Source organism: Streptomyces sp. NPDC026246 (assembly GCF_055567995.1).
Genome location: NZ_JBVHPJ010000004.1, coordinates 1 through 19,932, shown reverse-complemented (window position 1 = coordinate 19,932; position 19,932 = coordinate 1). Strand labels below are relative to the sequence as shown.

Annotated in this window: 17 protein-coding genes; 2 read left to right on the top strand and 15 right to left on the bottom strand. The window is 72.8% G+C overall.

Features of this window, described 5'->3' with window-relative positions; genetic code table 11:
• Positions 1–13: 13 nt before the first annotated feature.
• From ACZ4M5_RS11960 to ACZ4M5_RS11925, 8 genes are all read right to left on the bottom strand, one after another.
• Positions 14–2,251, bottom strand: coding sequence for an FUSC family protein (locus ACZ4M5_RS11960; RefSeq protein WP_467735619.1), 2,238 nt, complete (start codon positions 2,249–2,251; stop codon positions 14–16).
• 83 nt (positions 2,252–2,334) lie between these two features.
• A complete protein-coding gene (locus tag ACZ4M5_RS11955; RefSeq protein ID WP_467736530.1) occupies positions 2,335–3,705 on the bottom strand; it encodes an NAD(P)/FAD-dependent oxidoreductase in 1,371 nt (456 codons plus the stop codon).
• A 218-nt stretch (positions 3,706–3,923) separates the two neighbouring features.
• Positions 3,924–5,648: a PP2C family protein-serine/threonine phosphatase gene (locus ACZ4M5_RS11950; protein WP_467735617.1), complete on the bottom strand. Its 1,725-nt coding sequence runs from the start codon at positions 5,646–5,648 to the stop codon at positions 3,924–3,926.
• Positions 5,645–6,865 carry a SpoIIE family protein phosphatase gene (locus tag ACZ4M5_RS11945; RefSeq protein WP_467735615.1) on the bottom strand — a complete coding sequence of 407 codons (1,221 nt, stop codon included), beginning with the start codon at positions 6,863–6,865 and terminating at the stop codon, positions 5,645–5,647. Before ACZ4M5_RS11945 ends, ACZ4M5_RS11950 begins: the two co-directional genes overlap by 4 nt.
• Complete coding sequence (locus ACZ4M5_RS11940) at positions 6,865–7,305, bottom strand: anti-sigma regulatory factor (protein ID WP_467736528.1); 441 nt, start codon at positions 7,303–7,305, stop codon at positions 6,865–6,867. Before ACZ4M5_RS11940 ends, ACZ4M5_RS11945 begins: the two co-directional genes overlap by 1 nt.
• On the bottom strand, positions 7,305–7,724 hold the full coding sequence (locus tag ACZ4M5_RS11935) for an STAS domain-containing protein (RefSeq protein ID WP_467735613.1): 420 nt from the start codon (positions 7,722–7,724) through the stop codon (positions 7,305–7,307). The genes ACZ4M5_RS11940 and ACZ4M5_RS11935 overlap by 1 nt, the downstream gene beginning before the upstream one ends.
• Positions 7,721–8,608: an STAS domain-containing protein gene (locus ACZ4M5_RS11930; RefSeq protein ID WP_467735611.1), complete on the bottom strand. Its 888-nt coding sequence runs from the start codon at positions 8,606–8,608 to the stop codon at positions 7,721–7,723. Before ACZ4M5_RS11930 ends, ACZ4M5_RS11935 begins: the two co-directional genes overlap by 4 nt.
• 265 nt (positions 8,609–8,873) lie before the next feature.
• The gene (locus ACZ4M5_RS11925; RefSeq protein WP_467735609.1) at positions 8,874–9,266 is read right to left on the bottom strand and encodes an STAS domain-containing protein; all 393 of its coding nucleotides are present in this window, start codon (positions 9,264–9,266) and stop codon (positions 8,874–8,876) included.
• Between the two features lie 346 nt (positions 9,267–9,612).
• On the opposite strand from ACZ4M5_RS11925, the gene ACZ4M5_RS11920 reads away from it, so the two are divergent.
• Positions 9,613–9,984: a PRC-barrel domain containing protein gene (locus ACZ4M5_RS11920; protein WP_467735607.1), complete on the top strand. Its 372-nt coding sequence runs from the start codon at positions 9,613–9,615 to the stop codon at positions 9,982–9,984.
• 114 nt (positions 9,985–10,098) lie between these two features.
• Here ACZ4M5_RS11920 and ACZ4M5_RS11915 read toward each other — a convergent pair whose 3' ends face one another.
• Both ACZ4M5_RS11915 and ACZ4M5_RS11910 read right to left on the bottom strand, forming a co-directional pair.
• On the bottom strand, positions 10,099–10,533 hold the full coding sequence (locus tag ACZ4M5_RS11915) for an ATP-binding protein (protein WP_333930237.1): 435 nt from the start codon (positions 10,531–10,533) through the stop codon (positions 10,099–10,101).
• Between the two features lie 117 nt (positions 10,534–10,650).
• Entirely contained in the window at positions 10,651–12,549 is a 1,899-nt protein-coding gene (locus tag ACZ4M5_RS11910; protein ID WP_467735605.1) for an AMP-dependent synthetase/ligase, read from the bottom strand.
• Positions 12,550–12,700: 151 nt separating this feature from the next.
• Here ACZ4M5_RS11910 and ACZ4M5_RS11905 point away from each other — a divergent pair, with 151 nt between their 5' ends.
• A complete protein-coding gene (locus tag ACZ4M5_RS11905; protein ID WP_467735603.1) occupies positions 12,701–12,934 on the top strand; it encodes a DUF6480 family protein in 234 nt (77 codons plus the stop codon).
• Positions 12,935–12,970: 36 nt separating this feature from the next.
• Here the strand turns inward: ACZ4M5_RS11905 and ACZ4M5_RS11900 are convergent, their stop codons facing one another.
• From ACZ4M5_RS11900 to ACZ4M5_RS11880, 5 genes are all read right to left on the bottom strand, one after another.
• Positions 12,971–14,059 (bottom strand): glutamate--cysteine ligase 2, encoded by a 1,089-nt coding sequence (locus ACZ4M5_RS11900; RefSeq protein WP_467735601.1) that lies wholly within the window; start codon positions 14,057–14,059, stop codon positions 12,971–12,973.
• A gap of 111 nt (positions 14,060–14,170) precedes the next feature.
• Complete coding sequence (glgB, locus tag ACZ4M5_RS11895) at positions 14,171–16,378, bottom strand: 1,4-alpha-glucan branching protein GlgB (RefSeq protein ID WP_467735599.1); 2,208 nt, start codon at positions 16,376–16,378, stop codon at positions 14,171–14,173.
• 3 nt (positions 16,379–16,381) lie between these two features.
• Positions 16,382–17,752: a maltokinase N-terminal cap-like domain-containing protein gene (locus ACZ4M5_RS11890; RefSeq protein WP_467735597.1), complete on the bottom strand. Its 1,371-nt coding sequence runs from the start codon at positions 17,750–17,752 to the stop codon at positions 16,382–16,384.
• A gap of 28 nt (positions 17,753–17,780) precedes the next feature.
• Positions 17,781–19,499, bottom strand: a complete 1,719-nt coding sequence (treS, locus tag ACZ4M5_RS11885) for a maltose alpha-D-glucosyltransferase (protein ID WP_467735595.1) — start codon at positions 19,497–19,499, stop codon at positions 17,781–17,783.
• Positions 19,496–19,932, bottom strand: a 437-nt coding sequence (locus tag ACZ4M5_RS11880; protein ID WP_467735593.1) for an alpha-glucosidase C-terminal domain-containing protein, incomplete at its 5' end; no start/stop codon positions are given. The genes treS and ACZ4M5_RS11880, both read right to left, overlap by 4 nt.

Sequence of the window (19,932 nt, the reverse complement as noted above, 5' to 3'; positions counted from 1 at the left end):
ACCGCGGCCCGCCTCACGCCGGAGGCGGGCCCACCCGTACCCCCAGCGGCCGGGCGAGCCCCACCACGGCCTCGTCCAGCCGCTCCAGATGCCGCAGCACGCGGTCGGTGATCCGGCCGTAGCGCGGTGTACCGGCGTCCGAGCCCAGCAGCGAGGCGATGCTCGGGCCCGTCTCCACCAGCGCCTGCGCACGTTCGTCCGCGACCCGGGCCGCGATGGCCTCGATGTTGCGCACGGTGCGCCCCGCCGCCCCCTGCAGCCGCGGGTCCGCCGCGATCGACGGATGCGTCGGCAGCAGCTCGGCCGTCGCCGCCAGGGTCCGCGCGTGGTACGCGGACGTCTCCAGCAGGGCCACCACGTACCGGGCCGTGTCGCGGCGGCCGCGCAGCGGCGTGACCGGATGGGTCAGCGGCTGAATGGCGGCCCGCAGGTCGGCCAGCGCCTGGTCCAGGTCGCGGGCCTTGTCCAGCAGGCCGTCCGCCGGCCCCCCGCTGAGCTGCGCCACCGCCGCCTGCGTGACGTCGGACAGCCGCTCCAGGACGGTCTCGAGCAGTTCGTTGGTGCGCCGGTCGGTCTGCACCGGCAGGACCAGCGCCGCGGCGACCACGCCGCAGAGGGCCCCCAGGGCCGTCTCCTCGATCCGCAGCACCAGCACGTCGAGGCTGTAGGTGTGCAGCAGCGTGTACAGCAGCCCCAGCATGGCCGTGACGAAGAACGACATCAGCGTGTACGACAGCGGTGCCGTGTAGAACATCGCGAAGATCAGCACCAGCACCAGGGCGAACGCCGTCCAGGTGTGGTTGCCGACCAGGCCCGCCAGCGCGATGCCGGCCACGACGCCGAACACCGTCCCCAGCAGCCGCCGGTAGCCCTTGACCAGGATCTCACCGGTCGAGGACGTGTTGATGAAGACGATCCAGCACGTCAGCACCGCCCAGTACCAGCGCTGCGTGGACAGCAGCTCACCGCCCAGGATCGCCAGCGAGGACCCCACGGAGACCTGTACGGCGGCCCGCGTGGTCGGCCGCCGCAGCCCGGTCTGCTCCTCCTGCGCGCTCTCCTCGGCGCCGCCGTCGAGTGCCGCCTCCTCGGCGTCCAGCTCCTCGCGGGAGCGGGCCGTGGCGGGGGTGTCGTCCGACTCGTCCTGCGGCCCGTCCAGCGCGATCCGCAGGCCGAGCACGGCGCGGGCCGCCTCGCCGATGCCGCGGAAGACGTCCTGGACAGCGGCGGAGGCGGGCGGCAGGTTCTCCTCGTCGCGGTAGCCGAGGAGCCGGTTGCGCACGTGCGCCAGCGCGGTCCCCGCGTCCCCGGCCCGCAGCACCAGGGCGTGCAGGGCCTGCAGATCGCGGCGCAGCGTGACGGTGGACTCGTCCGGAACGGCCGGCACGGTCACCGACGGGGCCGGCGCACCCGGCAGGTGCAGCGTGAGGGTGTCGGCCCGTTCGGCGCTGCGGGCCGTCAGCAACAGCAGTCCGAGCCGCTCGGCGGCGATCTCGGCTTCCGCGATGCGGCGCTGCACCAGCCGCGCCGCGGCCTCGTCCGGGGTGCCCTCCTCCAGCCGCCCCTGGATCATCATGGCCGTCTCGTGCAGCCGCGCGGTGCCCTCGCGCACGGCCTCCAGCGCCTTGTCCATGTCGTCCGCGCCCGCGTCGAGCAGCTCCAGCTGCGCGGCCACCAGCTGGGCCAGCCGGGCCCGGAAGGCGAGCCGCAGCCGCACCAGGACGGACGTCGGCGTCGCCGGCACGACAGCGAAGCGCAGGACGGCACTGGAGGCGAAGGCCAGCGCGATGGCGCCCCACAACTTTGGCAGTCCGGCCGGGGTCGCGCCGACGAAGAGGGACAGGAAGTAGACCTGGAAGCCGATCAGCCCCAGGGCGGTGCCCCGGTCACCGAAACGGCGGCCGTAGACCGCGCAGAAGATCAGGACGACGAAGAAGACGTCACCCGTCACCGGGCGCGTGGAGAGCATCGCGCTCAGGGAGACCGACGCCAGCGCCACCGGCAGCCCGGCGGCGAGGGTCACCGCCTGCGGGCCGAGCTGCTTCTCCCGGATGGCGAAGGTGGCGACCATCGCCGCGATGGCCCCCGCCACCAGCAGGTGGACGTCGGCGCCCAGCAGGGACAGCAGCGCCAGGGTGAGGGCGATGGCGCCGACGGTCCGCAGCCCCGCCGTCAGGCGCAGCAGCCCGGGGTCGGACGCCGCGACCCGGTCCCGCAGTCGTGTCCGCACCGAGCGTCCCGCTGCCCTCACGCCGTCGCACTCTCTCCCGACTCAGACCAAGATCCGCTTTCCAGCATGTCATGCCGGCGGCGGAAGGTCCCGACCGGCCCGTCCTACTCCTGCCGGGTGCCACCGCCGATCCGCTCGCGCACCTGCTCGGGCGACAGATAGGCGTCCGTGTACTCGAAGTCCTTCAGCCGCGCCGGCTTGCGGGCCTGGAACCCGGTGCGCACGAAGTCGTCACCGGCGACCGCGTTGAGCAGCCAGTTGGTCATCACCCGCGTCTTGGCGACGTTGGTGCGCAGTGCCGACCAGTGGTACCCGCGGGCCACGGCCTGGGCGGGCAGGCCCCGCAGCTCGACGCCGAGCGGCTTGGAGACGGCGTCGGTGCCGCCGAGGTCGACCACCAGCCCCAGGTCCTTGTGCACGTACGGCGAGAGCGTCCGGCCGCGCAGCGACGCGATGACGTTGTCGGCGACGTGCCTGCCCTGCCGCAGCGCGTGCTGCGCGGTCGGCGGGCACATGGCCCCGTCGCCCTTGGCCAGGTCGGGCACGGCGGCAGAGTCGCCGAGAGCGAACACCCCGTCGTGGCCGGGCAGGTTCATCTCGGCGCCGACGGCCAGCCGCCCCTTGACGGTCTCGGCGCCGAGCGTGGCGATCAGCGGGCTGGCGACGACACCGGCCGTCCAGATGAGTGTGCGGGTCGGGACCACCCGCCCGTCGGTGAAGGTGACCTCCTCGGGGCCCGCCTTGGCGATCGAGGTGCCCAGGGAGATCTCGATGCCGCGGCGCTGCAGGATCTCCTGCGCGCTGCGGCCGAGCTTGTCGCCCAGCTCCGGCATGAGCTTCGGCGCGATGTCGATCAGGTGCCACCTGATCAGCTTGGGGTCCAGCCGCGGGTAGCGCCTGACCGCCGCGTGCGTGAGGCGCTGCAGGCAGGCGGCGGTCTCGGTGCCGGCGTAGCCGCCGCCCACCACCACGAACTGCAGCCGCGAGGCCCGCTCCTGCGGGTCCTGGCTCGCGTCGGCCAGATCCAGCTGGGAGATGACGTGGTCCCGGATGTACGCCGCCTCGGCCAGGGTCTTCATGCCGAACGCGTGGTCCGTCAGGCCCGGGATGTCGAAGGTCCGGGTGATGCTGCCGGGCGCCAGCACGATGTAGTCGTACGGCTGGTTCACGATCTCGTCGGTGATGGTGCGGATGACGCACACCTTCGACTTCAGGTCCACGCCGATCGCGCCGCCCGGAATGATCCGCGTGCGGTACTTCTTGCTGCGGCGCAGGGACACGGCGATCGACTGCGGTGTCAGCACGCCGGAGGCGACCTGGGGGAGCAGCGGCAGGTAGAGCTGGTAGGCGAAGGGGGTCACCAGGGTGACGTCCGCCTCGTCGGGGGAGAGTTTCCGTTCCAGACGGCGGACGCACTCCACGCCGGCGAAGCCTGCGCCCACCACCAGGATCCTGGGTCGTGTCACGGTGTTCATCCCTTTCTGCGGCTCCAGGCGGTCTGCCTCGAACGCCATTCGACTGCCCCTGGATCGCCGGTTCGCACCCTTTCGATCCCACCGTGTGCGGCGCCGGGGCGCCAGCCGGACAGGGCAGTCTGACGAACGTGCCGATCACCACCATGCCCGCACCGTGGCCGAAAAGCACCGTGGGGGAGTGCAGAACGCGTGTACATCCGGGGCCGCCGGGACACGGCTCAGCGGCCGCCGTCCCCGCGGACGTGACACAGCAGCAGGCACACGTCGTCGTCCCGTTCGGAGTCGCTCAGCAGCGGATGCAGGATCCGGTCCGCCGAGCCCTCCAGGTCCGCGTCCAGTTCATCGGAGCGGAACCCGCCGAGCGCCTCGGCCAGCCGCCCGATCCCCGGGTCTATGCCCTGGGCACGGCGTTCCACCAGCCCGTCGGTGTACATCGCGAGGGTCGACCCGGGCGACAGGCGCACCGTGTGGTCGTCGATCTCCTGGGTGAGCGGGATGCCGAGCATGGCGCCGGGCTTGGCGTCGAGGATCTGCACCGTCCCGTCGGCCCGGCGCAGCACCGGTGGCGGGTGCCCGGCCGCGGCCCACGTCAGGGTGGGCTCGTCCGGGTGGAACCGGGCGATGACGGCCGTGGCGTACAGGTCCGGCTGGAGGTGATGCAGGAACCGGTGCAGCCGGGTCAGCAGCCGGCCCGGGCTGTCGCCGTCGACGGCGTACGCCCGCAGCGCGGTGCGCAGCTGGCTCATCATGACGGCGGCCCGCAGTCCGTGCCCGGTCACGTCGCCGATGACCGTGATGAGACCGCCGTCGCGCTGCGGGAAGGCGTCGTACCAGTCGCCGCCGATGTTCAGGCCGTGCGTGGCGGGCAGGTACCGCGCGGCCAGGCTGAGGCCCTCGGTGGCCGGCAGGTCCGTGAGCAACGCCCGCTGGAGGGTCTCGGCGATGTCCCGGTTGTGCTCGAAGCGCCGGGCGTTGTCGATCGCGATGCTGGCCCGCCGGGTGAGCTCGATCAGCATGACCGCGTCGTCCGGGTTCCAGCGCGCTCCGGGCGGCGACAGCGTCAGCACCCCGAGCGGCGCCCGCCGGGTGGGCAGCGGCACGCACAGCAGCGGGCGTCCCGGGTCCAGCGCCGACGGGGGATGGTCGTCGACACCGGGGAGCTCGCCCGGGTGGCCGGCGGCGTACTGGGGACGCCCGGTCCGGGCCGCGACGACGGCCGCGGCCGGATGCGGCGCCGCGCCGTCCTTGTCCTCCTCCTGGTCGAACAGCCAGACGTCGACGCTGCTGGCGTACTCGGGCACCAGCAGGTCGGGCAGCCGGCGCACGATCTCCTCGTGGTTCAGCGAGGCCGTCAGCACGGCGCTGGCGTCGGCGAGGAACGTCAGCCGGCGACGGGCGCTCTCCGCCTCGTTGCGGGCGCGGCGCTCGGCGGCGAAGGCCTCGCGCTGGGCCCGGCCCGCCGCGTCCAGCTCGGCGTGCAGGGCCAGCACGCCCTGGTTGGTCTGGTGCAGCTCCTCGCGGTGGAAGGAGACCAGGTCCTCCTGCTCGGTGAGCTTGTCCAGCACCACGGCCGTGTCCTCGTCGGCGCCGAGCAGGGCCTCCGCCAGGGCGGCGGCGTCCTCGGCGATGTCGTCCTCGGCGGCGCGGGGCCTCTCGGGGCAGGGGACGGTGGCCTCCCACGGGGGCTCGCCCGCGGCGCACGCCTCCGGCGAAGGGGCGACCACGGCGCGCAGCAGCCCCTTCCCGGTGCCGGTGTCCGCCGCGACCAGGGTGAGCCGCCAGGTGCCGCCCTTGGTGAGGCACTGCCGCAGGTGGGCGCTGAGGGCGGCGGCGAGCCGGGTCCGCTCCACGGTCGGTACGCCGTGGGCGGCGGCCAGGCGCGCGAGGGCGATACGCGCGCGGGCCGCGTCGGTGACGGTGGTGATCTGCCAAGTGCGCTTCATGGGAGTTCCGGCGGAGTCGGAGTCAGCACGGCCACGGCGGTGTCGTCCCGCACCGGACGGGCGGGACTGCTCGCGTCACGTATCGTCACGGCGGCCGTCACGGCCGGGTCGGCCGCCGGCAGGCCGGCTCCGGGCGGTGGGGCCCAGCGGCTGGGCAGCCCGTCGGTGTGCAGGACCAGCAGGGGATCGCCCGTCCAGTCGGCCTCCTCCTCGCGGAGGGTGGTGGGCCGGTGGACGCCGACTATGCCGGGCCGCGCGAGCAGGTGGCGCCAGGTGCCGCCCGTGCGCAGCCGGGCTCCCACGTTGCCGATCCCGGCGAACCGCAGCCGTCCGGTGCCGAGGTCCAGCCGGGCCAGGGAGACCGCCGCCCCGCGGGTGCCCTTCAGGGTGTCGTGCAGCCGCCGCAGCACGTCGGCGGGGGACAGGTGGGCGCACAGGTGCAGGGCCGTGACGGCGGCGGAGGAGGCCCGGGCGGCTTCCGGACCGTGTCCCAGGCCGTCCGCCAGCATCAGGGTGACCGCGTCCCCGGCCCGCACCCAGGCCCAGGCGTCGCCCGAGTGCTCCGCACCGCCGTAGGGGATGTTGAGGCCTCCCGCGCGCACACCGGCGAGGGGAGCGAAACGTTCACGCCGGTCGGCGTGGCACTCGGCGGGGTCGGGTGCGAGCCGCTCCCGGCCGGTTCCGGAGACCGGGCCGGGCGCACGTCCCTCGCCCGGCCCCTCGCCGGAGGGCGGGGGGGAGGTGCCCGGCCCGGGCGCGTGGCCCCCGTCCCCCGGCACGGCGTCCCCGCCCCGCGGGGTCGCGTCCCAGCGGGCCACCGCGACCGTGCCGCCGCCGGGCGTGCTGTGCAGGGCGAAGTCGTCGGCGAGCCGCCGGCAGGTGCCCAGGCCCGCGCCGAGCGAGCCCGTCGTCGAGAACCCGTCGCTCAGGGCCGAGGGGACGTCGCCGATGCCCGGTCCGTGGTCGATCGCGGCCAGCTGCACGACGCGGGACCGCCCACCCTCCTGCGGCGGCGCCGGGGCGGGCACGACCTCGGCGAGCAGCCGGCCGCCCTCGGCGTGCTTCAGCAGGTTCGTCGCGAGCTCGGTCGCGACCAGGGCCGCCGCGGCGGTGCGCCGCTCGTCCAGCCCGGCCAGCGCGGCCGCGCCCTCGGCGGCGACCCGGGCGTCGTGCACCCGGGTCCAGTCGCGCACCGGGACGTCCCACACGCGGGGCATCAGACCTCCTCGCGCGGACGCGGCGGCTGCGCCACCCAGCAGGTCACCCGTACCGTCGTACCGGCCCCCGGTGTGCTGTCCACGTGGAACTCGTGGACCAGGCGCCGAGCCCCGCTCAGCCCCATCCCCAGCCCGCCGCCGGAGGTGTAGCCGTCGCTCAGTGCCAGGTCCAGGTCGGCGATGCCGGGCCCTTCGTCGCTGAAGGCCAGCTGCAGGCCCTGGGCGCCCGCGCTGCTGACCCGTGTCGCCTTCATCTGCCCGCCCCCGCCGTGCACCAGCGTGTTGCGGGCCAGCTCACTGGCCGCCGTGACCAGCTTGGTCTGCTCCACCAGGCCGAAGCCGAGCAGGGCGGCGGCCTGCCGCACGTGCTGTCGCACCCACACCAGGTCCATGTCGGACCGGATGGGCAGGCAGGCCTCGACGCCCGCGGCGGTGTGCATCACGGACTCTCCTGACGCGGACCCCCGGCGCGGGCCCGCGCCGGCCGCCCCGTGAGGAGCTCCATGCCGGCCTCGGTGCTGAGCGCCGTGCCGAGGCCCGGCAGCGACAGGCCCAGTTCCACCAGGGTGATGGCGACGGCGGGACGCATACCGGCCACCACGGTGCGCGCGGCGAGCAGTTCGGCCTGCGCGGCGATCTCGGCCAGCACCCGGCCCAGGAAGGAGTCGACGATCTCGATGCCGGAGATGTCGATCAGGACACCGCGCACCCCGGTGCGGGAGATGGTCTCCGCGAGGTCCTGCTGCAACTGCTGCGCCGTGCTGTCGTACAGGTCTCCCTGGAGGGTGACGAGCAGCACGTCCCCGAGCCGGAGCACCGGTACGTGGCCCGTGGCGGGGCGGGTGTGTACGTCGTTCACCGCTTGACCGCGCCCGGGGTCACGATGTCGGCGCCCAGCTGGTGCAGGGCGTACCCCAGGGCGTCGGCGAGGCTCGCGCGGGTGATGACGTCCAGGTCGAGACCGAGGTGCACGATCGTCTGGGCGATGGCCGGCCGGATACCGGAGACGATGCACTCGGCGCCCATGAGGCGCGCCGCGGCGACCGTCTTCATCAGGTGCTGGGCGACCAGGGAGTCCACCGTCGGCACCCCGGTGATGTCGAGGATCGCGAACCGGGCGTGCTCGTCGACGACGGCGTTGAGCAGCGTCTCCATCACCACCTGGCTGCGGGCGCTGTCGAGCGTGCCGATCAGCGGCACGGCGACGATGCCGTCCCACAGGCGGATGACGGGGGTGGCCACCTCCATCAGCTGCAGCCGCTGCCGGTCGCTCAGTGCCTGCGACTCGCTGAGGGCCGCCTGCATCGCCACCAGCCGCAGGGTGCCCATCAGCACCGTCAGCGCGGTGGAGGACGCCCGCAGGTGCTCCGGCGGGGCCTGCTCCAGGTCGGCGGCCAGCAGATTCTCCACGGGCGGCCGCAGCGCGGCCAGCTCACTGGACACCTGGGTGCCGGACAGCCCGGCGCGGGAGCGGGCCGCGCCCATCCGGGCCAGCTGCTCGCGCACCCCGCTGAAGCCCGCGGCGTCGGGGTTCTCCACCTGGCCCGAGTCGGCCACCTGGGCGAGCGCCTCCACGATCACCTTGCCCGCCTCCACCGCCTCGTCGCGCGAGACGGTGAACACGGTGCGGAACAACGGCTCGTCCGCCCACCGCTGGGCGATCTGCTCGCGCCGGCGGTGCAGGAAGTCCCTGACCTCGTCGGTCGGCGTGGCGAGCTGTCCGTCCGCTTCGTGCTCCGGCACCTGGTTCTCTCCTCATCCGCGTTGCGTCGGCCGCACCCGCTGCAGCGATCGGGACGGCGCTGTGACACTTGCCGGGCGACAACTCTAACCATGCGCCGACCTCGTACGACACCTGATCCAGGGCAAGTGGTCCGGTTCGGCGAAGAGGCCGTCGGTCGCCTCCCGGACCGGCGGGCGACGTGCGGGGAAGGGCCGCCGGGCAGGCGGAACCGGGCACCGGCCGACCGGCCCGCGCCGGTGCCGTGCCCGAGGGGTGCCCGGTCGGTCAGACCTCCGGTTCCTCCGGGACCGCCGGCCCCGCGTCGACCCGGGCCAGCGCCTCGTCGACGCTCTCCGATATCGGCACGGTGATGCTCACGCCGGTCAGATCGAGGATGCGCCGCACGGCAGGCGTCGGGCTGATGACATGCACACTGCCCTCGGTCTTACGGGTCTCCTGGTAGACGCGCAGGATGATGTTCATCCCCGACGAGTCCATGAACGGCACGGACGCGAGGTCCAGCAGGAAGTGACGTCGGCCGTGGTGGAGTTGGTTGGCCAGATGGGCCTGGAACTCGGTCGCGGTGTCGACGTCCAGGTAGCCGTCGACCGTGATCAGGGCAACGTCCTCCCGGGGCAGTTCGACTTCCACGGACAGCGGGTTCTGGGCGAGGGGCACGGGTACCTCCAACAAGTGCTACGGCCTGGGGTCGGTCACCTCAGGGGTGACCGCGGTGCGCGGGGATGCCGGTCGTTCTCCGGACTCGGGTGCCGTCTGTCATGCGCCTCCTCTCGCACCAGGGCTCGGATCCCACCGCGCCCCGCGAATACCCGGCAATCACCGATGCATGCCTGCGGAATGTGCACGATCTCCGGATCACCCGGCGGAAGACGCCCCGGTTGCCGACCCGATCACCGAATGCGCGTGCGCCAGGAGGGTAATTGCCGCTGTGGGACGGCAGGACGGGCGGAAGGCGTCCGCCGCCGCTCCGCGATCCGCACACCGCCAGGGAGGATGGAGCAGCGTGGCCATCGACAGAATCTGGTCGTACGCACCCGGCAGCGCCCACACCGAGGGGCAGGACCTGACCGGGTTCAGCGTCGCGGCGACCGACGGCACGATCGGGCACGTGGACCGGGAGGACGCCCCGCACGGCATGCGGCACCTCGTCGTCGACACCGGGGTCTGGGTCTTCGGCCGCAGCGTCCTGGTGCCGGCCGGAGTCGTCACGGGCGTGGACACCGAGGGCCGGAAGATCACACTGGCCTGCAGCAGGGCCGATGCCAAGGAGGCGCCCCGCTTCCAGACCGACAGTGAGACGCGGGACCCGCAGTACCTGACGGCCGTGGGCGACTACTACCACCGGCTGCCACCGCGCGAGACGACCTCGGTCTGAGCCGGCCAAGAGCGCGGTCGTGAAGGGAGCGCCCGGCTCGCGCCGGGCGCTCCCTTCTCACGTGTCTCCCCTCCACCGCTCGCCGGGCCCGCAACCCACCGAGCGGGTCCGCACTCACCACGGCAGAAAGACGTGCACGTCCTTGCCGCTGTCGTCGGTCACCACGCTGACCTGGTCGCACAGCGTGTGGATCAGGTGCCAGCCGATACCGCCGCCGCCACTGCGGGGATCGAAGGGGCGGGGGGCGGGTTCGGTGGTGCTGGTGTCGTGCAGGACCACGTGCACGCCGTCGAAGGTCCGGCGCATCCGCAGTGCGAACGGACCAGGGGCGTACTGGACCGCGTTGGCGGCCAGCTCCGTCACCACCAGCAGGATGTCGTCCCAGTACTCGGGAGCGGAGGGCGGGGAGGAGCGTGCCAGATCACGCAGGAACTCCTCCGCTGCAAGGCGCGCACCCGTCACGTCGTGCGGCTCGCCCACGAAGCTGTTCGTGCGGCTCGGGATCTCCTCGGAGGTCAGGGCGTCGTCTCCACGCGGCTCGGTTGACATATCGCCTTTCCGGCCCGGGCGTCAGCGAGGGCTGTCGTCAGGGCAGTCGTCCTTTCTCGTGCGTCGCCACTGTCGCGTGTTCCCATGGTGGCGAGGGCTACGCGTTCGCCACCCCGCTCAGCGGAACACGTTGTCCGAATCGTCCCAATTGGACGGTTCGTCCCTGGCGGGCTGCCGCCCCGGACGCCTGCGCGACTCGTACATCGCGTCGATCTCGGACGCGTAGTGCCGCACGATCTCGTCGCGACGCAGCTTCATGGAGGGTGTCAGCAGCCCGTTCGTCACGTCGAACGGCTCCGGCAGCACCCGGAACACCCGGATCGACTCCGACGGCGAGACGGAGCTGTTCGCCGCGGCCACGGCCCGCGCGACCTCCTCCCGCAGCGCGTTCTCCTCCCGGGCCTCGCGCAGCTCGCCCTGCAGGGCCAGTGCCGCCCGCCAGTGGGCCAGGAAGTCCGGGTCCAGCGTGATCAGGGCGCCGACGCAGGGCCGGTTGTCGCCCACCACGACCGCCTGGTGGACGAGGGGGTGCATGCGCAGCCGCTGCTCCAGGGCGGCCGGGGCGACGCTCTTGCCGCTGCTGGTGATGATGACGTCCTTCTTGCGGCCGGTGATCGTGAGGTAGCCCTCGGAGTCCAGCCGCCCGAGGTCGCCGGTGGCCAGCCAGCCACCGCGCAGGGCGGCCCGGGTCGCCGCGTCGTCGCCCACGTACCCCTGGAACACCGACGGCCCGCGCACCAGGATCTCGCCGTCCTCGGCGACACGGATCTCCGTGCCCGGCAGGGCCTGCCCGACGGTCCCGGACTTCTCCCGGCCGAGCGGCTGCATCGTGACCCCGCCGGCCGTCTCCGTCAGGCCGTACCCGTCGTGGACGTAGACGCCGATGCCCTCGTAGAACAGCGACAGGTCGCGGCTGAGGGGCGAGCCGCCGGACGTCGCCCGCCGCACCCTGCCGCCGAGCGCGGCCCGCAGCCGGCGGTAGACGGTGCGCTCGTACAGGGCGTGCTGCAGCCGCAGATCGAGACCGGGGCCGCGGCCCCGGCCGAGCCGCTGGCGCTCCAGCGCCGCGGCGAAGTCGCGCGCGGTCGCCGCGGCCCGCTCGAACACCGCGCCGTGGCCGTCCTGCTGCGCGACGCGCAGGAAGTTCTTGTAGATCTTCTCCAGGACCGAGGGGACCGCGTAGAGGTACGTCGGCCGGAACGAGCGCAGCGCCGCGGCCAGTGCCTCCCCGCTCAGATCGGCCTGGTGCCCCATGAGCAGGCCGCCGCGCACGCACAGCCCCTGGATCATCAGCCCGTACACATGGGAGAAGGGCAGGAACGCCAGCACCGACCCCTGCTCCCCGCGGGGCGCGGCGGTGTGCCCCCAGCCCGCCAGCAGCGTGTCGCAGGGACCGGCCAGATTCCGGTGGCTGAGGGCGCAGCCCATCGGCCGGCCGGACGTCCCGGAGGTGTAGGCGATCACGGCCGTGGAGTCCGGCAGCACGATGCGGCGCATGGAGTCCACCGTGGTGACCGGCACGTCGTGGCCGCGCGCCGCCAGCTGCTCCAGCGCGCCCGCGTCCAGCTGCCACACATGGCGCAGCAGCGGCAGCGCGGCGCACACCGACCCGACGGTCATGACGCCCTGCTCGTCCTCCACGACCACGGCCACGCAGCGCGCGTCCCGCAGGATCCACTCCACCTGGTCACGCGACGAGGTCGGATAGACCGGGACGACCTCGGCGCCCACGGCCCACAGGGAGTAGCACAGGACCGTCCACTCGTAGCGGGTGCGGGCCATGATGGCCACACGGTGGCCCGGGGCGATACCGGCGGCGATCAGCCCCTTGGCCGTGTCCACCACCTGGTCGCGCAGCTCGATCGCGGTGATCTCCTCCCAGGTGGCGGAGGCAGGATGGACGCGGCGGGCCAGCAGGGGCCGGGTGGGTTCGCGGTCCGCCGTCTCGAAGACGCTGTCGGCGAGGCCGCCGGTCAGGTTCGGCGCGGCAGGTGGAGCGAGGGCGAGGTCGCGCATGCACTGCTCCTGACATGTACGTGGTGTCACCGTGCCGACGGGTACCGTCATCGGCGGTGCTCGAATGTAGTCCAGGCAGGACCCTTCGGGGTCGGAAAATACGGAAGTGGGTCCGCTGATGATCCGGGCGTGATCGGGGGACCCGGTCGGCATGAGTCACTACAGTCCCGATCCCGAGCCCGAGCGCAGCACCGGTCTGGAGCCCGGCGGCGGTGTGCCGCCGGGCGAGACCCCACCCGCGGAGAGCAGCATGCCCGAGGCCCTGCCCCGGGAGACGCACAACCCGACCAAGGGGTGGGCCAAGGGGCCGATGACCGTGATCATCGTGGTCTCCGTGCTGGTCGCGGCGTTCTTCCTGGCCTACGCCCTCGTGCTGATCCTCTGATCCTCCGGGCCGGCGGCCGCCCGAGCCCGGGACGTCTCACCCCTGCGTGTGCCGCACGCACTCCGTGACGACGTCCCGCAGACTCCCGGTGCGCTCCATCAGCTCCCGCTGCACCCGGGCGCCGTTCCCCTCGCGCAGCAGCTTTTCGCAGGCGGCGCGGGCCTGATCGAGGTCCCCGGTGCTGTCGAGGGCCTCCTCGACGTGGTCGAGCAGCGCGCGCACGACGGTCTCGGCCGGCATGCGGCGCATGGTCGCGGGGTGCAGCAGCTCGCCCGTGAGCCCGCACCGGGCGGCCTGCCAGTCGGCCAGCCGCAGCAGGCCGACGCCGGGGTCGAGCGGCTCGGTCCCGGCCCGCCACTCCCGTGCGGCGGTCTCCACCAGCCCGCGCACGAGCGTGGCGATCAGCACGGCCGTCTCCGCGTGCAGGCAGACGTCCGAGACGCGGAACTCCACGGTGGGGTAGGTGCGCGACAGCCGGGCGTCGAAGTAGATCATCCCGTCGTCGAGGATCACGCCGGTGGACACCATGTCCGCGACCTGCCGGTGATAGCGCTCCGCCGAGCCGAACAGCTCCGTGGGGCCGGCCGACGGCCAGCGCAGCCACACCCGGCTGCGGTAGCTGCTGTACCCGGTGTCCTTGCCCTGCCAGAACGGCGAGTTCGTGCTCAGTGCCTTCAGCACCTGCACCCAGGGCCGTACCCGGTCGACGACCGCGACGCCCTCCTCGTCCGACTCCACCGACACGTGCACGTGGCAGCCCATGACGAGCTGTTCCCGGGTGGCGATGCCGTACTGCTCGGCCATCCACTGGTAGCGGCGGTTCAGGCTGACCGCCGGGCTGACCGGCAGCGGGGAGGTGGCCAGGGCCGCGACGGTGCAGCCGATGTCACCGGCGTGCCGCGCGGCCTCCTTGCGGCAGCGGACGATCTCCGCGCGCAGGCTGTCCATCGAGGACTGCGGATGTGTGGCGAACTCCAGCATCTGCTCGTGGAGTTCCTTCTCGAACACGTCCTGCCCCGCCTCGTCCTGCGCCGCCCGGGCCAGGACCGCAGCGGACAGTGCCCGCGGTTCGCCGGTCTCCGGATCGACCAGGAGGAGTTCCTCCTCCACTCCCACGGTGCGCACCTGGTGCCCGCCCTTCTGTCTCCGTCGAGTCGTACCACCGGAACGTCCCGGTGGTACGACCCCCTGTGCCCCCCGCGGGCGGGTGGGACACCTGGCAGGACGGCAGCAGTTCTACCCGGCGTCCGGCGCCAGCCACACGGTGGCCAGCGGCGGCAGCGTGATCCGCAGGCAGCCGTCCTCCGGCTTCACCGGGTCCGGGCACGTGACGCCGCTGCCGCCGTAGCGCAGGTCGTCGGTGTTGAGCCGCTCCCGCCAGGCCACGGCGTCCCCCGGCACCCACAGCCCGTAGTCGTGCCGGACCACGGGGGAGAAGTTGGACACCGCCAGCAGCGGGTTGCCCTCGGCGTCGTACCGCAGGAACGCCAGGACGTTGTCGTCGGCGGAGTCCACCGCCACCCAGCGGAAGCCCTCCGGCCGGGTGTCGCACTCCCACAGCGCCGGCGTCCGGAGGTACACCGCGTTCAGGTCGCGGACCAGCTCGCGCACGCCCCGGTGGTCGTCCGCCGAGTGGTAGCCGTCGTCGAGCAGCCACCACTCCGGCCCCTGCTCCACCGACCACTCCGCCCCCTGCGCGAACTCCTGTCCCATGAACAGCAGCTGCTTGCCGGGGTGGCCCCACATGAAGGCCAGGTAGGCCCGGTGGTTGGCACGCCGCTGCCACCAGTCGCCCGGCATCTTCGACACGAGGGCCTGCTTGCCGTGCACCACCTCGTCGTGGGAGATCGGCAGCACGTAGTTCTCGCTGTAGGCGTACACCATCGAGAACGTCATCTCGTGGTGGTGGTACTTGCGGTGCACCGGCTCGTGGGAGATGTACTCCAGCGAGTCGTGCATCCAGCCCATGTTCCACTTCAGCCCGAACCCCAGCCCGCCGGTGCCGGTCGGCCGGGTCACCCCGCCCCACGCCGTCGACTCCTCGGCGATGGTGACCACGCCGGGGGCACGCCGGTACACCGTCGCGTTCATCTCCTGCAGGAACGCCATCGCGGCCAGGTCCTCCCGGCCGCCGTAGGCGTTGGGCTCCCACTGGCCGTCCTCGCGCGAGTAGTCCAGGTACAGCATCGAGGCGACCGCGTCCACGCGCAGCCCGTCGATGTGGAACTCCTCGCACCAGTACACGGCGTTCGCCACGAGGAAGTTGCGCACCTCGGTACGGCCGAAGTCGAACTCGTAGGTGCCCCAGTCCGGGTGCTCCGCGCGGCGGTCGTCCCCCGGCTCGTACAGCGGCTCCCCGTCGAAGCGGGCCAGCGCCCAGTCGTCCTTCGGGAAGTGGGCCGGCACCCAGTCCATGATCACGCCGATCCCGGCCCGGTGGCAGGCGTCGACGAAGAACCGGAAGTCGTCCGGCGTGCCGAGCCGGGCCGTCGGCGCGTAGAAGCCGGTCACCTGGTAGCCCCAGGACCCGTGGAAGGGGTGCTCGGCGACCGGCATCAGCTCGACGTGGGTGAAGCCCATCTCCTTGACGTACCTCGGGAGCTCCTCGGCGAGCTGCCGGTAGGTCAGCCCCGGCCGCCAGGACGCCAGGTGCACCTCGTACACCGAGAAGGGCGCCTCGTGCACCGGCCGGTCCGCCCGGTGCGCCATCCACTCGGCGTCGTCCCACTCGTAGTGCGAGGCCGTGACGACCGACGCCGTGTTGGGCGGTTCCTCCGTGCGGCGCGCCATCGGGTCGGCCTTGAGGAAACGGTGGCCGTGCCGCGAGTGGATCTCGAACTTGTACGCCGTGCCCTCGCCGACGTCCGGCAGGAACAGCTCCCACACACCGGACGCGCCCAGCGAGCGCATCGGGAACTGCGTCCCGTCCCAGTGGGTGAAGTCCGTGGCCACCCGCACGCCCTGCGCGTTCGGCGCCCACACCGTGAACCGGGTGCCGGTCACCCCCTCGTGGGTCATGGGCTGCGCGCCGAGTGCCTGCCACAGCTGCTCGTGGCGCCCCTCCCGGATCAGGTGCAGGTCGAGCTCGCCGAGCGCGGGCAGGAACCGGTACGGGTCGTGCGTCTCGATCTCACCCGCCTCGTACACCACGTGCAGCGTGTAGTCGGGGACCCTCTCCAGCGGCAGCAGGCCCGAGAAGAGCCCCTCACCCTCGGAGACCAGGGGGACGCGGCGGCCGCCGGTGACGACGCTCACCGAGCGGGCGAACGGGCGCAGCGCCCGGAAGACCACCCCGCCGGGCACCGGGTGGGCGCCCAGCAGGGCGTGCGGGTCGTGGTGGGCGCCCGCCAGCAGCCGCCCGCGGTCCTGCTCGCTCAGGGCGGGCGCGGGCGCCGTCGTGACCGGGCCGGACGGCTCCGGGATTGAGGTGTCTCGCAGGGCCACGGCTCAGTCTCCTCTCACAGCGAGGCGCTCGATCGCCGCCATCGGTACAGGCAGCCAGTCGGGGCGGTGCCGTGCCTCGTACAGCACCTCGTACACGGCCCGGTCCGTCTCGTAGGCCCGGAGCAGTCCGTGCTTCTTGCGTGGGTCCCAGCCGGCGCGGGCGGCGTAGCCCGCGCAGTAGGCCTCCTGGCAGCGGCGGGCCCACTCCGGGCGCCAGGGGCGGCGCTGCCGGGCGGCGTAGTCGAAGGAGCGCAGCATCCCGGCGATGTCCCGCACGGGGGAGTGGGCGCTGCGCCGTTCGGAGAGCGGCCGGGACGGCTCGCCCTCGAAGTCGATGACGAACCAGTCCCGCCCGGCCCGCAGCACCTGCCCCAGGTGCAGATCGCCGTGGATGCGCTGGGCGGGCGGGCCCGGGTCGCAGGTGGTGAGCGCGGCGAACGCGGTGCGCAGTCCCGGTACGTGGGGCTGCAGCGCGGGCACGCAGTGCGCGGCGGCGTCCAGCCGCTCGGTCATGGCCGACGCCGTGCGCGCGTTCTCCCCGGGCGCCCCGACCGGGAACGCCGAGGCCAGCGCGAGGTGCACCTCGGCCGTGGCCGCGCCCAGTGCCCGGGCCTGGACGGTGAAGTCGTCCCCGGCGGCCAGCGCCTCCAGGGCCAGCGTCCAGCCGTCGGAGGCGCCCTGCAGGTAGGGCTGGAGCACGCCGAGGGTCGCGGTGAAGGGATGCCTGGTCTGGAACCAGGCCACCGGCGCGGGGACGCGGTGGCAGCCCTGGCGGGCCAGCGCGCCCGGCACCTCCAGGTCCGGGTTGACGCCCGGCTGGATGCGCCGGAAGACCTTCAGGATGTACTCGTCGCCGTACACCAGCGAGGAGTTGGACTGCTCGGCGTCCAGCAGCCGCGGCACGAGCCCGGCGGGGACCTCCTGCTCCGGGTCGCAGTCGAAGCGCAACGGGCCCGCGGTACCGGGCCGGCGCAGCCGCTCCAGCAGCAGTTGCGCGGAGCGCGGATCGTGCAGGGCGTCGTAGACGGTCGTGCCGGCCAGCGGCCCGTCCTGCACCTGCCCGATCAGCGCCCGGCCCAGCCGTGGCGACGGGTGCTCGCGCACACCGAGCAGCAGCTGATAGCAGTCGCCGGCCGGGGGCGCGCCGCCGGGCGAGGGCACGCCGGTGTGCCCCGCGTGCCCGGCGTGCACCAGCAGGTGCAGACACCCCGGGAACAGTTCGGTCATCGACAGCAGACCGAGTTCGGTGACGGGCCGGTCCTTGCCGGCGAACCAGCGCTGCCGGGGCAGCCACTCGCGCAGCAGCGCGCCGAGCGACTCCATGGGCTCCGCCAGGCGCGTGAGGTCCGGGCGGAGGGATGCGGTCTTCGGCATGGTCACGCCTCCTTTCGTCGGCGCACGCTCACAGTCGCCGGCCGATGCGGGATGCGACTCGAGTGAGCCGGAACCAGTAGAAGCCGTGGCCCCCGAGGGTCAGCAGGTACGGCAGTTCACCGATCGCGGGGAAGCGGACCCCGCCGAACAGCTCCACCGGGTGCCGCCCGGCGAACTCGCGCAGGTCGAGTTCGGTGGGCTGGGCGAAGCGGGCGAAGTTGTTCACGCACAGCACCAGGTCGTCCTCGTACTCCCGCAGGAAGGCGAGCACGGCGGGGTTGGAGGAGGGCAGTTCGGTGTAGGAGCCGAGGCCGAACGCGGGGTTCTGCTTGCGGATCTCGATCATGCGCCGGGTCCAGTGCAGCAGCGACGACGGCGACGACATCGACGCCTCGACGTTGGTCACCTGGTGGCCGTAGACCGGGTCCATGATGGCGGGCAGGTAGAGCCGGCCCGGGTCGCAAGTGGAGAAACCGGCGTTGCGGTCCGGGGTCCACTGCATCGGGGTCCGCACGGCGTCCCGGTCGCCGAGCCAGATGTTGTCGCCCATGCCGATCTCGTCGCCGTAGTACAGGATCGGCGAGCCGGGCAGGGCCAGCAGCAGGGCCGTGAACAGCTCGATGGTGTGCCGGTCGTTGTCCAGCAGCGGCGCCAGGCGCCTGCGGATGCCGATGTTGGCCCGCATGCGCGGGTCCTTGGCGTACTCGGCCCACATGTAGTCGCGCTCTTCGTCGGTGACCATCTCGAGCGTCAGCTCGTCGTGGTTGCGCAGGAACATCCCCCACTGGCAGCCCGAGGGGATGGCCGGGGTCTTGGCGAGGATCTCGGAGACCGGGTAGCGCGACTCGCGCCGCACGGCCATGAAGATCCGCGGCATGACCGGGAAGTGGAAGGCCATGTGGCACTCGTCGCCGCCGCTGGGGTAGTCGCCGAAGTAGTCGACGACGTCCTCGGGCCACTGGTTGGCCTCCGCCAGCAGCACGGTGTCCGGGTACTGGGCGTCGATCTCCTTGCGCACCCGCTTGAGGAAGGCGTGCGTGGCGGGCAGGTTCTCGCAGTTGGTGCCCTCGGCCGCGTAGAGGTACGGCACCGCGTCCAGCCGGAACCCGTCGATGCCCAGGTCCAGCCAGAACTTCAGCGCGGCCAGGATCTCCTCCTGGACGCGCGGGTTCTCGTAGTTGAGGTCCGGCTGGTGGGAGAAGAAGCGGTGGAAGAAGTACTGGCCGCGCACGGCGTCGAAGGTCCAGTTCGAGGTCTCCGTGTCGACGAAGATGATCCGCGCGTCCGGGTAGCCCTTGTCGTCGTCGGCCCACACGTAGAAGTCGCCGTAGGGGCCGTCGGGGTCCTTCCGCGACTCCTGGAACCACGGGTGCTGGTCGCTGGTGTGGTTCATGACGAAGTCGATGATCACGCGCATGCCGCGCTGGTGCGCGGCGTCGACGAACTCCACGAAGTCGGCGAGGTCGCCGAACTCGGGCAGCACGGCGGTGTAGTCGCTGACGTCGTAACCGCCGTCCCGCAGAGGGGACTTGAAGAACGGCGGCAGCCACAGGCAGTCCACACCGAGCCACTGGAGGTAGTCCAGCTTGGCGGTCAGGCCCCTGAGGTCGCCGACGCCGTCGCCGTTGCTGTCCTGGAACGAGCGGACCAGCACCTCGTAGAAGACGGCGCGCTTGAACCAGTCGGGGTCCCGGTCCCTGGCCGGGGTGTCCTCGAAGGTGTCCGGCACGGGTTCGTTCACGGTCATGACGTTCCTGCCCCTCCGTTACCTTGCGCGGCGGGCGGGGACTGGAGGTGGAAGACGTGCGCGGGAGCCCGCCCCGGCTCGAGGCGCACGTAGTTGCTCCGGCCCCAGTGGTAGGTCTCGCCGGTGAGCTCGTCGCGCACCGGCACCGACGCGTGCCAGTCCAGGCCGAGGTGCGGCATGTCGAGCGAGACCGTGGCCTCCTGGGCGTGGTGCGGGTCGAGATTGACCACCACCAGGACGACGTCGTCTCCGCTGCGCTTGCTGTAGGCGAGGAGAGCGTCGTTGTCGGTGTGGTGGAAGCGCAGATGGCGCAGCTGGTGCAGCGCGGGGTGGCTCCGGCGGACGGTGTTGAGGCGGGTGATCAGCGGGGCGATGCTGCGTCCCTCGCGTTCGGCCGCCTCCCAGTCGCGGGGCCGCAGCTGGTACTTCTCCG